The 12378-nt window shown below is 70.7% G+C and carries 13 protein-coding genes; 6 read left to right on the top strand and 7 right to left on the bottom strand.

Going from position 1 to position 12378, the window contains the following annotated elements; translation table 11 throughout:
- Positions 1-57: 57 nt before the first annotated feature.
- The 5 genes from OEY_RS0114035 to OEY_RS0114015 are packed head-to-tail and all read right to left on the bottom strand — an operon-like array spanning position 58 to position 5660.
- Positions 58-1107 carry an acyl-CoA dehydrogenase family protein gene (locus tag OEY_RS0114035; protein ID WP_010594491.1) on the bottom strand — a complete coding sequence of 350 codons (1050 nt, stop codon included), beginning with the start codon at positions 1105-1107 and terminating at the stop codon, positions 58-60.
- Positions 1104-2072 carry an acyl-CoA dehydrogenase family protein gene (locus OEY_RS0114030; RefSeq protein ID WP_010594490.1) on the bottom strand — a complete coding sequence of 323 codons (969 nt, stop codon included), beginning with the start codon at positions 2070-2072 and terminating at the stop codon, positions 1104-1106. The genes OEY_RS0114035 and OEY_RS0114030 overlap by 4 nt, the downstream gene beginning before the upstream one ends.
- Positions 2069-3229 (bottom strand): acyl-CoA dehydrogenase family protein, encoded by a 1161-nt coding sequence (locus OEY_RS0114025; protein WP_010594489.1) that lies wholly within the window; start codon positions 3227-3229, stop codon positions 2069-2071. Before OEY_RS0114025 ends, OEY_RS0114030 begins: the two co-directional genes overlap by 4 nt.
- Entirely contained in the window at positions 3229-4116 is an 888-nt protein-coding gene (locus tag OEY_RS0114020; protein WP_010594488.1) for an enoyl-CoA hydratase, read from the bottom strand. Before OEY_RS0114020 ends, OEY_RS0114025 begins: the two co-directional genes overlap by 1 nt.
- The gene (locus OEY_RS0114015; RefSeq protein WP_010594487.1) at positions 4113-5660 is read right to left on the bottom strand and encodes a FadD3 family acyl-CoA ligase; all 1548 of its coding nucleotides are present in this window, start codon (positions 5658-5660) and stop codon (positions 4113-4115) included. Before OEY_RS0114015 ends, OEY_RS0114020 begins: the two co-directional genes overlap by 4 nt.
- Positions 5661-5704: 44 nt before the next feature.
- Here OEY_RS0114015 and OEY_RS0114010 point away from each other — a divergent pair, with 44 nt between their 5' ends.
- The 4 genes from OEY_RS0114010 (at position 5705) to OEY_RS0113995 (ending at position 9577) form a co-directional block, all read left to right on the top strand.
- Positions 5705-6928, top strand: a complete 1224-nt coding sequence (locus OEY_RS0114010; protein WP_010594486.1) for an acyl-CoA dehydrogenase family protein — start codon at positions 5705-5707, stop codon at positions 6926-6928.
- Positions 6925-7725 (top strand): SDR family oxidoreductase, encoded by an 801-nt coding sequence (locus OEY_RS0114005; protein ID WP_010594485.1) that lies wholly within the window; start codon positions 6925-6927, stop codon positions 7723-7725. Before OEY_RS0114010 ends, OEY_RS0114005 begins: the two co-directional genes overlap by 4 nt.
- A 66-nt stretch (positions 7726-7791) precedes the next feature.
- Entirely contained in the window at positions 7792-8394 is a 603-nt protein-coding gene (locus tag OEY_RS0114000) for a TetR/AcrR family transcriptional regulator (protein WP_010594484.1), read from the top strand.
- Between the two features lie 34 nt (positions 8395-8428).
- Complete coding sequence (locus OEY_RS0113995) at positions 8429-9577, top strand: acetyl-CoA C-acetyltransferase (protein WP_010594483.1); 1149 nt, start codon at positions 8429-8431, stop codon at positions 9575-9577.
- Positions 9578-9644: 67 nt separating this feature from the next.
- On the opposite strand, the gene OEY_RS0113990 is transcribed toward OEY_RS0113995, so the two are convergent.
- Both OEY_RS0113990 and OEY_RS0113985 read right to left on the bottom strand, forming a co-directional pair.
- On the bottom strand, positions 9645-10049 hold the full coding sequence (locus OEY_RS0113990) for a hypothetical protein (RefSeq protein WP_010594482.1): 405 nt from the start codon (positions 10047-10049) through the stop codon (positions 9645-9647).
- 68 nt (positions 10050-10117) lie between these two features.
- The gene (locus OEY_RS0113985; RefSeq protein WP_010594481.1) at positions 10118-11515 is read right to left on the bottom strand and encodes a cytochrome P450; all 1398 of its coding nucleotides are present in this window, start codon (positions 11513-11515) and stop codon (positions 10118-10120) included.
- A gap of 88 nt (positions 11516-11603) precedes the next feature.
- On the opposite strand from OEY_RS0113985, the gene OEY_RS0113980 reads away from it, so the two are divergent.
- Entirely contained in the window at positions 11604-12188 is a 585-nt protein-coding gene (locus OEY_RS0113980; RefSeq protein WP_010594480.1) for a TetR/AcrR family transcriptional regulator, read from the top strand.
- Between the two features lie 23 nt (positions 12189-12211).
- A partial coding sequence (locus OEY_RS28475) for a DUF2277 domain-containing protein (protein ID WP_043805427.1) occupies positions 12212-12378 on the top strand: 167 nt, incomplete at its 3' end.

Below are 12378 nucleotides of genomic sequence, written 5' to 3'. Positions count from 1 at the left end.
GGGCGGGGCCCCCCGCCGGCAACGGTGGCGGCACCCGGATGCGGGTGCCGCCCGCGCTCAACGCGCGATCGCGGTCACGAACTCCCGCGGTTGCCCGAACAGCTGGGCCGCCCCGTGCGCGCGTTTGAAGTACAGCTGCGCGTCGTGTTCCCAGGTGATCGCGATGCCCCCGTGCAACTGGATCGCTTCCGCGGCCACCTGTTCGAAGGCCTCCGAGCAGTACACCTTCGCCGCGTACGCGTCCTGCGTGTCCTGCGACAGCGCGGCCGCGTACGACATCGAGCGTGCGGTCTCCACCAGTGCGTACATGTCGGCCATGCGGTGCTTGAGCGCCTGGAACGACCCGATGACCCGGCCGAACTGCCTGCGGTTCTTCGAGTACTCCACCGTCAGATCCAGCGCGGCCCGGGCCGCGCCGACCTGCTCGGCCGACAGCGCGATCAGCGCGACGGTCCGCAGGCGCTCCTCGAGAGCGGCGGACGCCGCGAGCCGCCGGCCCGTCACCCCCTCGAAGCGCACCTCGGCGAGGGTGCGGGTCGGATCCATCGTCGGCACCCGGCGTCGCACGACACCGTCGGCGTCCGGATCCACCTCGACGAGCGCGACGTCGTCCCCGTCGGCCGCGAGCACCAGCAAGGTCGTCGCGACGTCCCCGCCGAGCACGTAGTGGGCGGTGCCGTCGAGCCGGCCGCCCTCGAGGACGACACCGGGTGTGGACCAGCCGGCTTCGGAAGCCCAGCACACCGCGGCGATCTCCCCGGCGGCGATGCCCGGCAACAGGCGGGTGCATGCGTCGGTGTCGCCGGAGAGCAGCAGAGCCTGGGCCGCGAGCACCGCCGAGCCGAGCATCGGCGACGGGGTGAGCGTGCGGCCGAGTTCCTCGAGCACGACGTGGGTCTCGGCGAGGGAGGCGCCGACACCGTCGTATTCCTCGGGCACGGCGAGGGCTGCGACCCCGATCTGTTCGACCAGCTTCTGCCACAGGTCGGCGTCGTAGCCGTCCGGGAGGGTGATGGCCTTGCGCACCGCCGCGGAATCGGAGTGCCGGGCGAGCAGGCTGCGCACCGACTCGCGCAGCGCGGCGCGATCCTCGGTCTCGAAGGTCACGATGCGTCCTCCAGTGCGTCGACTACCCGCGCCCGGTGCACGTCCGCGGTGCCCCACGCGGTGACGAGGGCCCGCACCCGGGTCAACGCCAGCGACAGATCGTGTTCGAGGGTGTAGCCGATGGCGCCGTGCACCTGCAGTGCCGTCTGTGCCGCCCGGTAGGCCGCGTCGCCGCAGGCGACTTTCGCGGCCGAGACGTCGCGGGAGGCGGTCGCTGCGCCGTCGCGCACCGCGAGGGCCGCACCGAGCAGCAGCGGGCGCGCCATCTCGAGGCCGACGGCGACCTCGGCGAGGTGGTGCTTGACGGCCTGGAACGAGCCGATGGCGCGACCGAACTGCTTGCGCTGCTGCGCGTACTCGACCGTAGTGTCGAGGAGGGTGCGTCCGAGCCCCTGCAGCTGCGCCGCGGTGGCCAGGGCTCCGTAGTCGAACGCCGCGCCGAAGTCCGTGTCGCCCAATGCGTCCGCCGCGGCGACGGCATGCAGACGACGGGCCGGGTCGACGGACTGCCGAACGTCGCCGGCGGTGCCCGTCGAGACCGTGCCGCCGTCGACGTGCAGCACGAGGTCGGCGACGTCGGCGTCGACCGCGTACGGCACGTGCGGTGCCGCGGCGACCGTCGCGAGCTCACCGGAGGCGAGTGCGGGCAGCCGGTCCGGAGCGACGGCGGCCAGCAGGATCGGCGCGACGGCCACGGTCTCCACGATCGGGCCGGGCACCGCGTGGCGACCGAGCTGTTCCATGGCGACGACGAGGTCGACGGCGTCGGCCCCGAGACCGTCGTGGTCCTCGTCGACGAGCAGCGCGCCGACGCCGACCTCGGCGAGCCGTTGCCACACCTTCAGGCCGGGGCCGGTGTCACCGGCGGCCCACGACCGGACGACCGCAGGCAGATCGGACTTGGCGAGCAGCGCGTCGATGCTGGACGCGAAGTCCTCGTGGGAGGAGTCGAGCGCGAATCTCATCGGTCGCCCTTCGGAAGGCCGAGCAGCCGCTCGGCGATGACGTTCTTCTGGATTTCGTTGGTGCCCGCGTAGATCGGCCCCGACAGCGAGAACAGGTAGCCGTCGGTCCAGCCGTCGGCGATCTCCGCGGCCGGGCCCTGCAGGTCCAGCGCGGTCTCGTGGGCGGCGATGTCCCAGTCCGACCAGAACACCTTGTTGATGGACGACTCGGCGCCGAGCTGGCCGCCGTCCTGCAGCCGGGTGACGGTGGCCCAGGTGGACAACTCGTATGCGCGCGCCCCGATCCACGCGTCGGCGACGCGGTTGCGCAGGGCCGCGTCCCCGTGCCGGTCCGACGCCGCGTACAGCGCCAGCAGGCGGTCGGCGGTGGCGAGGAACCGTCCGGGGGAGCGCAGCGACAGTCCGCGTTCGTTCGAGGCGGTGCTCATCGCGACGCGCCATCCCTCGTTCACGCCGCCGATCACGCCGGACTCGCCGGGGTCGGCGGGATCGTCCGGGACGAACACGTCTTCGAGGAAGATCTCCGCGAAGCCGGGTTCGCCGTCGAGCTGGTCGATGGGCCGGACGGTGACGCCCTCGGCACGCAGATCGAACATGAAGTAGGTGATGCCCTTGTGCCGCTGCGCATCCGGGTCGGAACGGAACAGGCCGAAGCCCATGTCCGCGAAGGACGCCCGCGAGCTCCACGTCTTCTGCCCGTTGAGCAGCCACCCGCCGTCGACCCGCCGGGCGGTCGAGCGCAGCGACGCGAGGTCGCTGCCGGACTCCGGCTCGGACCAGGCCTGGGCCCAGATGTCGTCGGCGCGGGCCATGCGCGGCATGATGCGCGCGAGCTGGTCGGGGTGGGCGTGCTCGAACAGCGTGGGAGCGAGCAGGAAGATACCGTTCTGGCTGACCCGGCCCGGCGCTCCGGCGCGGTAGTACTCCTCCTCGAACACCACCCACTGCTGCAGCGTGGCGTTGCGCCCGCCGAGTTCTTCGGGCCACGAGACGACCGACAGACGGGCCTCGGCGAGGGTGCGTTCCCACTCGCGGTGTTCCTCGAAGCCCTCGGCCGTGTCCATGGACTTCAGCGGGCTCGACGGGACGTTCTCGGTGAGGAAGGCGCGGACCTCGTCGCGGAAGGCGAGGGTCGCGTCGTCGAGTTGCAGATCCACTACTTCGTTCCTTCCTGCGCGGCAGAGCCGCTCACCGGGCGTGCGCTCGCGGCCATCGATTTCGCGTTCATGCCGCCGAGGGAGTCGGTGCCGACCTCGGCGTTGTGGGCGTGCGCGAAGTGGTGCAGGCCGAACACCGAGTCCATGCCGTTGCGCATGCCCATCTGGTCCTCGCACTGGTTGACGGCGCGCTTGGTCAGGGCCAGCCCGAACCGCGGCATCTCCGCGATCCGTCCGGCCAGGGCGAGGGTCTCCTCCTCGAGCTTCTCGCGTGGCACGACACGATTGACCATGCCGACCTCGTAGGCGCGCTGGGCACCGAAGCGGTCACCGGTGTAGAGGATCTCCTTGGCGAAGCGCGTGCCCAGGACCCAGGGGTGGGCGAAGTACTCCACGCCGGGAATGCCCATCCGCACCACCGGATCCGAGAAGAACGCGTCCTCCGAGGCGACGATCAGGTCGCACACCCACGCGAGCATGAGGCCGCCGGCGATGCATGCGCCCTGCACCATCGCCACCGTCGGCTTGGGGATCTCCCGCCAGCGGCGGCACATGCCCAGGTACACCTCCATCTCGCGGGCGTACCGCTGGTCGCCGCCGGGCTTGTCGACGTGGTCCCACCACATGACGGCCTTGTTGTCGTAGTGGACGTGGTGGTCACGACCGGGGGTGCCCAGGTCGTGCCCGGCGGAGAAGTGCTTGCCGTTGCCGGCGAGCACGATCACCTTGACCTCGTCGTCCTCGACGGCGCGTTCGAAGGCGGCGTCGAGCGCGTAGGTCATCACGGAGTTCTGCGCGTTGCGGTAGTCCGGCCGGTTGAGGGTGACGATCGCGATGCCGTCGCGCACCTCGTAGGTGACGACATCGGGCTCGTAGGGGACGGTCATGACTTCTCCTCACGCAGAATGTTTTTCAGAACCTTGCCGGACGGGTTACGGGGCAGGTGCCCGGTGAAGCGAACCGAGCGCGGCACCTTGAAGTTGGCCAGCTTCTCCTTGCAGAACGCGATCACCGACTCCTCGGTGAGGCCGCTGCCCTCGAGGGCGACGACGTGCGCGCGGCCGACCTCGCCCATGCGCTCGTCGGGCACGCCGACGACCGCGACCTCGTGGACGCCGGGCAGGCGCATCAACGCCGCCTCGATCTCGGCGGGATAGACGTTGAACCCCCCGCTGATGTACATGTCCTTGAGCCGGTCGGTGATGTCGAGGTAGCCGCGTTCGTCGAGGGTGCCGACGTCGCCGGTGTGCAGCCAGCCGTCGGCGTCGATGGTCTCGGCGGTGGCCTCCGGGTCGTCGAGGTAACCGAGCATCACGTTCGGGCCGCGCAGCAGGATCTCGCCCTTGTCGCCGATGCGGACCTCGAAGCCGGCGGCGGCGCGGCCGGAGGAGGTGGAGACGGTGACGGGATCGTCGTCGGTGCGGCACATCGTCGCGACCACGGCCTCGGTCTGGCCGTACGCGGTGAGCACGGCGTCGAAGCTCAGTTCGTTCTGCATGCGCTCGACGAGCGCGACGGGCACGGGTGCGGCCCCGGTGACCGCGATCCGCAGGGACGACATGTCGAACTCGTCGCGGCGGGGGTGGTCGAGGATGCTCTGGTAGATCGTCGGTGCGCCCGGCAGCACGCTGATCCGCCGGTCGGCGACGGTGGCCATGACCTTCTCGACGTCGAACACCGCCATCGGCACGGCGGTCGCGCCCGCGAGCAGCGCGGCGACGAACCCGGCCTTGTAGCCGAAGCTGTGGAAGAACGGATTGATGATCAGGTAGTTGTCGTCCGGCGTGAGCTCGGCGTACTCGGCCCACGCCTGCGCGACCCCGATCAGCTGCCGGTGGGCGCTGAGCACGCCCTTGCTGCGCCCGGTCGTGCCCGAGGTGAACAGGATGTCGCTGACGTCGTCGGGGGAGACGGCCCGCGCCCGGGCGTCGGCCTCGGTGCGCGCGTCCGCCGTCGCCGCGGCGAGGAAGTCGTCCCAGTCCACGACGCCGTCGGCCGGTGCGTCGGTCCCACCCAGCGGGACCCGCACCACGGTGGGCACGTGCAGGCCGGGCGCGGCGGCGCGCAGGGCGGCGTACCTGTCCGTGCCGAGGAAGTCGCCGGCGACGACGAGGGCCTCGGCACGGATGCGGTCGAGGATGTCGTGCGCCTCCGCCCCGGTGTAGCGGGTGTTGACGGGGACGACGACGCCGCCGGCCCACTGGATCCCGAGCGCAGCGACTATCCAGTGGTGGGTGTTGGGCGACCAGATCGCGACGCGTGCGCCGGGCCCGACGCCGTGGGCGACGAGTGCGGCGGCGAATTCGCGGACGTGATCGCGAAGTTGTGCGAACGTCGGTCGCACGTCGCCGTCGACGATCGCGGTCCGGTCGGCGTACACCGATGCGGCGCGTTCGACGGCGGCCGGTGTGGTTCTCGGTTGTGCAGTCACGGAGCTCCCTACCTAGCAAGTGCTTGGTAGGTTATCGTACAGACGTGCATGAGAGCGAGAGACTGGACGACACGGGTTTGGCCGACACCGAATTCGCCGCGACCGTCCGCCGGTGGCTGGAGGAGAACCTGACCGGCGAGTTCGCCGCGCTCAGAGGCAAGGGCGGACCGGGCAGCGAGCACGAGTTCTTCGAGGAACGTCTGGCCTGGGACCGGCACCTCGCCGCCGCCGGATGGACCTGCATCGGCTGGCCCACCGAGCACGGTGGCCGCGGTGCGACCCTCGAGCAGCAGGTGATCTTCCACGAGGAGTACGCCAAGGCGAACGCACCGGCGCGGGTGAACCACCTCGGCGAGGAACTGCTCGGCCCCACCCTCGTCGCCTTCGGCACCGAGGAACAGAAGCGCCGCTTCCTGCCCGGGATCCGCAACGTCACCGAACTGTGGGCGCAGGGCTACTCCGAGCCCGGTGCGGGCTCCGACCTGGCCAACGTCTCCACCACCGCCCGGCTCGAGGACGGCAAGTGGGTGATCAACGGCCAGAAGGTGTGGACGTCGCTCGCGCACGTCGCGCAGTGGGCGTTCGTGGTGTGCCGCACCGAACCCGGCTCGACCCGGCACCACGGCCTGAGCTTCCTGCTCGTGCCGCTCGATCAGCCGGGCGTGACGGTCCGGCCCATCCAGCAGCTCACCGGCACCTCCGAGTTCAACGAGGTCTTCTTCGACGACGCCGTCACCGACGCCGACCTCGTCGTCGGTGCTCCCGGCGACGGCTGGAAGGTCGCGATGGGCCTGCTCACCTTCGAGCGGGGAGTGTCGACCCTCGGCCAGCAGATCGGCTTCGCCCGGGAGCTGCAGAGCATCGCCGATCTCGCGGTCGCGACCGGTGCGGCCGACGACGCGCACATCCGCGAACGGATCGCCCGCGCCCGGATCGGTCTGCGCGTCATGCGGGCCCACGCCGTGCGCACCCTCGGCGACGCCGACCCCGGCCAGGCGTCGGTGGCGAAGCTGCTGTGGGCCAACTGGCATCGCGACCTCGGCGCCCTGGCAATGGACGTGCAGGGGCCTGCCTCGCTCACCGGACCGGACCACGACCACGCCGGCATCCCGTCGGTGCTCTCGGACCCCGAGCACCTCGAGCTCGCCGAATGGCAGCGGCTGTTCCTGTTCACCCGCGCCGACACCATCTACGGCGGATCCAACGAGATCCAGCGCAACATCATCGCCGAGCGCGTGCTCGGCCTTCCCCGAGAGGCCCGTCCGTGACCACTTCCCCCCTCGCCACCCCGCCCGTCGAGACCCCGGGCCACGGCCTGCTGAGCGGCAAGAAGGTCGTCGTCACCGCCGCCGCCGGCACGGGCATCGGGTTCGCGACCGCCCGTCGCGCCCTGCTCGAGGGCGGCGACGTGCTCGTCTCCGACTTCCACGAGCGCCGGCTCGGGGAGACGGTCGACAAGCTCGCCGCCGAGTTCCCGTCGCAGCAGGTGGAGTCCGTCGTGTGCGACGTCTCCTCGACCGAGCAGGTCGATGCGCTGATCACCGGGGCCGCCGAGCGACTCGGGCGCATCGACGTGCTGGTCAACAACGCCGGCCTCGGCGGCGAGACCCCCGTCGTCGACATGACCGACGAGCAGTGGGACCGCGTCCTCGACATCACCCTCACCAGCACCTTCCGTGCGACGCGCGCGGCGCTGCGCTACTTCCGGTCGGCCGACCACGGCGGCGTCCTCGTCAACAACGCCTCCGTGCTCGGGTGGCGCGCGCAGCACTCGCAGGCGCACTACGCGGCCGCCAAGGCCGGCGTGATGGCGCTGACCCGCTGCTCGGCGATCGAGGCCGCCGAGTACGGGGTCCGGATCAACGCCGTCGCGCCGTCGATCGCGCGGCACGCCTTCCTCGCGAAGGTCACCAGCGAGGAACTGCTCGACCGGCTCGCCGCCGACGAGGCGTACGGGCGGGCCGCGGAGGTGTGGGAGATCGCCGCGACCATCGCCATGCTCGCCAGCGACTACACCACGTACCTGACCGGTGAGGTCGTCTCGATCTCGTCGCAGCGGGCCTGACCCGTGCGCGGTTCCGGTAGCGGCCGCTACCGAAACCGCGCACGGCAGCCCTGAAAGGATGCCTCCATGACTCCTCCCAGAGACGATGCCACCAAGTCCGGGCGTCGGGCCGAGCTGCTCGACATCGCCGCGGAACTGTTCGCCTCGCGCGGCGTGCGTGCCACCACCGTGCGCGACATCGCCGACGCCGCAGGCATCCTGTCGGGCAGTCTCTACCACCACTTCGACTCCAAGGAGTCGATGGTCGACGAGATCCTGCGGGGATTTCTCGACGACCTGTTCGGTCGCTACCGCGAGATCGTCGCCTCGGGTTCGGACTCGCGTGCCACCCTCGAGGCGCTCATCACCGCGTCGTACGAGTCGATCGACAAGTCGCACGCCGCGGTCGCGATCTACCAGGACGAGGCCAAGCGGCTCGTGGAGAACGAGCGGTTCTCCTACATCTCCGATCGCAACACCGAATTCCGCGACCTGTGGGTGGGGGTGATCGAGCGCGGCATCGCCGACGGCACGTTCCGGCCGGACGTCGACGTCGAACTCGTCTTCCGGTTCCTGCGCGACACCGTGTGGGTGGCCGTGCGCTGGTACCGGCCCGGTGGCACCCTCACCGCCGACAAGGTGGCCCAGCAGTACCTGTCCATCGTGCTCGACGGACTTGCCAATCCCTGAACCGACTTTTCCCGGAACCGACTAGGAGTCCCTCATGACCGAGGCATACATCGTCGACGCGGTACGCACCCCGATCGGCAAGAAGAACGGCGGCCTGTCCGCCGTCCACCCCGCCGACCTGGGCGCGCACGTGATCAAGGCGATCGTGGACCGCACCGGCATCGACCCGAGCGACGTCGACGACGTCGTCTTCGGCTGCGTCGACGCCATCGGCGGTCAGGCCGGCAACATCGCCCGCACCTCGTGGCTCGCCGCCGGCTACCCGCAGCACGTCCCCGGCGTCACCGTCGACCGGCAGTGCGGGTCGAGCCAGCAGGCCCTGCACTTCGGTGCGCAGGCCATCCTGTCCGGCACCGCCGACCTCATCGTCGCCGGCGGCGTGCAGAACATGTCGCAGATCCCGATCTCGGCGGCGATGATCGTCGGGCAGCAGTACGGCTTCGACACCCCGTTCGGGGGTTCGACCGGCTGGACCGAGCGTTACGGCGATCAGGAGGTCTCGCAGTTCCGCGGTGCCGAGATGATCGCCGACAAGTGGGATCTCAGCCGTGAGGACCTCGAGCGCTGGGCGCTGCAGAGCCACGAGCGGGCCAAGGCGGCCATCGCCGAGGGCCGCTTCGAGGGCGAGATCGTCCCGCTCGGCGACGCCGCCGTCGACGAGGGGCCCCGCGAGACGAGCCTCGAGAAGATGGCGTCCCTCGCGACGCTCGTCGAGGGCGGCAGGCTCACCGCCGCCGTCGCCAGCCAGATCTCCGACGGTGCGTCGGCGGTGCTGCTCGCCTCCGACGAGGCCGTGCGCACGTACGGCCTGAAGCCTCGTGCACGGATCCATCACCTCAGCGCCCGCGGCGACGACCCGATCTTCATGCTCAGCGCGCCCATCCCGGCCACGCAGCACGCGCTGGCGAAGACCGGTCTGAGCATCGACGACATCGATCTGGTCGAGATCAACGAGGCCTTCGCCCCCGTCGTGCTGGCCTGGATCAAGGAGATCGGCGCAGACCCGGCCAAGGTCAACGTCAACGGCGGCGCCATCGCGCTGGGTCACCCGCTCGGCGCCACCGGCACCAAGCTGATGGCGACGCTGCTCAACGAGCTCGAGCGGCGCGAGGGCCGGTACGGGCTGCTGACGATCTGCGAGGGCGGCGGCACTGCGAACGTGACGATCATCGAGCGCGTGTAGCCGGGGCGGCTGCGCCGCCGGTGTGTCCTTTGGGCGGTCAGGGCAACCCAAAGGACGCACCGGCGCGTCAGCGCAGGGTCGGGTCGGTGACGCGGTCGCTGCTGCCGGCGGTGCGGAACACATGGTCCGCGAGATCGGCGAGCGGATCGGCGGGTAGGACGTGGACGATCTGCTCGTGGACGACGCCGCCGTCCGGGCACCAGACGACCACCCGCCGGGGCCCGGGCGCCACCTGATGGGCGACCATCGACCCGGACGGCTCGAGAGGCAGACTGCGGGTGTTCCCGTCCGCGTCCGGATCGACGCGGCAGCTCTCCGGGTGGACGGGCACGCCGTGCACCGTCACCTTCACCCGCTCGCGGCCCGCGACGACGTCGGCGGTGGCGGTCGCGTGGGCCGTGGCCGGAACAACCACTGCCGCAACGATCGTGGACAACACCGCCGCCGTCGCACCTGCATACCCGAATCGCATGGCTTCTCCCTCCCGTGCGGGCCTCTCCCACCCGTCGGGCACAGCGTACGACACGGGCGGGCGGCCGCTCAGGACTTGAAGGACACCCGGGCGTGCAGGCCCTCCGGCATGAGCGTGAGACGTTCGGCGACCTTCAGCCGGTAGCCGGGATCCATCGTCAGGTCGTAACGGCGCAACAGGGTTCCCAGCACGAGTGTTGCCTCGTGCAGCGCGAACTGCCGTCCGATGCAGGCGCGTTCTCCGGTGCCGAACGGCTTGTACACGTGCGCGGGGCGGGCCCGGACCCGTTCGGGCAGGAATCGGTCGGGGTCGAACTCGTCGGCGTCGTCGCCCCACACCGCGCGGTCCCGGTGCACCGCGGGCAGCAGCACGAGCACCCAGTCGCCGGCGCGCATCCGGTACCGGCCACCCAGGGTGGTGTCCGCCTTCGCTTCCCGCGCGTACGCGGGTGCGGTCGGCCACAGCCGCAGCGCCTCGTCGAGCACCCGGCGGACGTAGCGCAGCTTGGCGATCTGTTCGAAGGCGGGCTCGCCGTCGCCCCAGACCTCCTCGACCTCCGCCCGTGCCCGCGCGTAGGCCCGTGGGTCGCGCATCAGGTAGTACAGGGCGAACGACAAGGCGCCCGAGGTGGTTTCGTGTCCGGCGACGAGGAAGGTGAGCACCTGGTTGCGGATGTTGACGGGGTCGAGCCTGTGGGGATCGTCCTCGCGGGCCGCCCGCAGCATCAGCTCGAGCAGGTCGTCGGGGGCGGGGCCGGGCGCATCGCTCCTGCTGCGGATCACTGCGTCGACGACGTCGTGCATGTGCGCCCGGTCGAGGTCGTACTGCCGCTTGGCGGCGGGGAAGAGGAAGCGCCCGACGACGGGAACGGTGCGCAGCATGCTGCGCTGCGAGAACGACAGGCCGCCGACCATCGCCTCGACGAACGGGTGCCGCTCTTCGCGTTCGAACGGCTCGAACGAGTAGCTGAACCCGGTGCGGCCGATGGTCTCCAGGGTCAGCTTCGTCATGTCCGCGGCGACGTCGACGTCGCCGCCGCTGCGCGCCCGGCGGTCCCAGTGCGCGACGAGCTGAGCGGTGACGTCGAGCATCGTGGCGTGGTACCGGCGCATCGCCTGCTGCGTGAACGCCGGCATGAGCAGTTCGTGAGCGCGACGCCAGTTCGGTTCCTCGTTGTAGGCGGTGAACAGCCCGTCACCGCCGATCGCCCGCAGGGCCTCGACCCCCGGGGCGAGGTGCTTGGCGAAGCGCTTCTCGTCGGACAGCTCGGCGGTGAGTTCGCCGGAGCAGACGAACACGAAGCGACGGCCGAACGCCGTCCGCTCGAACACCGGGCCGAGGGCCTTGTGGGTGGCCATCGAGTTCTGCACCGGGGTCTTCAGCGACATGCCCAGGACGTCGCCGGCGAGGGGCAGGCGTTTCGGCGGGCGTGGAATTTCGGTGTCGAACACCCGCGACGTGGCCATGACCATGCTCCGACCCCCAGCTATTGAATCCGTGTACAGTAGCCACGCTACGCCGGGACGGACGTCTGTCAAGAACTAGATTGGATTCGTGGCCCAACCCCGCCGACGTCTCGATCCCGAGCAGCGCCGCGCGCAGCTGCTCGACATCGGCGCGCGTCTGTTCGCCGAGCGTGCCTACGACGACGTGTGGATCGAGGAGGTCGCCGAGCTCGCGGGGGTTTCACGTGGCCTGATGTACCACTACTTTCCGACCAAGCGAGACTTCATGGCGGCGGTCGTCCAACGCGAATCGGACCGGCTGCTCGCCGTCACCGAACCGGATCCGCGGCTCACCGTCGCCGAGCGTATCACCGCGGGCCTCGACGCCTACCTCGACTACGTCGCCTCGCACCGGCAGGGCGTCGCGGCGGTCAACCGGGCCGCGGACTCCGCCGACGCCGGCATCCGCGCGATCGTCGACGCCGAACTCGGCGTGCAGCAGGAGCGCATCCTCGACGCCCTCGCCCCGCCCGACGACGAACGCGAACTCGTCGCGGTGGCCGTGCAGGGCTGGATCGCGCTCGTGCGCAGCGTGTGCGTCGACTGGCACGATCACCCCACCGTCACCGAGGCGCAGCTGCGGGAGCTGTGCCTGAACGCCCTGCGCGGCATGCTCGGCGGTCGCCTCGGCTGATGTTCCGGCGTTACCCTCGGTTCATGTGCCGGAACATCACGGAGCTGCGCGGGCTCGAGCCGGCAGCGACCGACGAGGAGATCGAGGCCGCCGCCCGGCAGTACGTGCGCAAGGTCAGCGGCGTCCACAAGCTCTCCGACGCCACCCGCGAACCGTTCGAGGAGGCCGTCGCCGAGGTCACGGCCGTCAC

Origin of the sequence: Rhodococcus sp. P14 (assembly GCF_000256505.1) — a bacterium.
Classification (GTDB): Bacteria; Actinomycetota; Actinomycetes; order Mycobacteriales; family Mycobacteriaceae; genus Rhodococcus; species Rhodococcus ruber.
The sequence above is the reverse complement of the archived record's forward strand: the minus strand, read 5'-3'. Positions and strand labels throughout refer to the sequence as shown.

Coding starts and splice junctions, on each gene's coding strand:
- OEY_RS0113990 (WP_010594482.1), bottom strand. CDS start 10,049: ATGCGATTCGGGTATGCAGGTGCGACGGCGGCGGTGTTGTCCACGATC.
- OEY_RS0114000 (WP_010594484.1), top strand. CDS start 7,792: ATGACTCCTCCCAGAGACGATGCCACCAAGTCCGGGCGTCGGGCCGAG.
- OEY_RS0113985 (WP_010594481.1), bottom strand. CDS start 11,515: ATGGCCACGTCGCGGGTGTTCGACACCGAAATTCCACGCCCGCCGAAA.
- OEY_RS0114020 (WP_010594488.1), bottom strand. CDS start 4,116: ATGACCGTCCCCTACGAGCCCGATGTCGTCACCTACGAGGTGCGCGAC.
- OEY_RS0114030 (WP_010594490.1), bottom strand. CDS start 2,072: ATGAGATTCGCGCTCGACTCCTCCCACGAGGACTTCGCGTCCAGCATC.
- OEY_RS0113995 (WP_010594483.1), top strand. CDS start 8,429: ATGACCGAGGCATACATCGTCGACGCGGTACGCACCCCGATCGGCAAG.